Annotated in this window: 1 protein-coding gene; it reads right to left on the reverse strand. The window is 55.2% G+C overall.

The annotated features are described in order from the left end of the window. On the reverse strand, nt 1-317 hold a 317-nt coding region (locus AC1RPT_RS07885; RefSeq protein WP_481763000.1), incomplete at both ends, for a hypothetical protein.

Here is a 317-nt window from a genome sequence, read left to right on the forward strand (position 1 = left end):
CGTCCATGCCGCGCCTAAGCCACGTCAGGATAGTAGGCGTCGGGAATAGCGAGTCCGGAGAGCCATAGAGGGTGGCTCGTGCCTTAGCGATCTTGGCCTTTACGTCACCGACTGCGGTCATGATGCTTGGGTTAATGATCCACAGGTCGGCCGACTCTTGATACACCATTGCCGCGTTGTTGTTTGCCCAGTACTTCCAGATCACTGTGTATGGTTCGAGTGATACTGTAAACGACGCGGTGGGTACTACACCCGAAAACACATAGCCGTTGGACGTGTGCTCAAATTCCGTGATCGGGGTCTGCGCTGCTACCTGT

The sequence above is a fragment of the Dellaglioa sp. CoH-56-MRSF-11 genome, assembly GCF_056782135.1.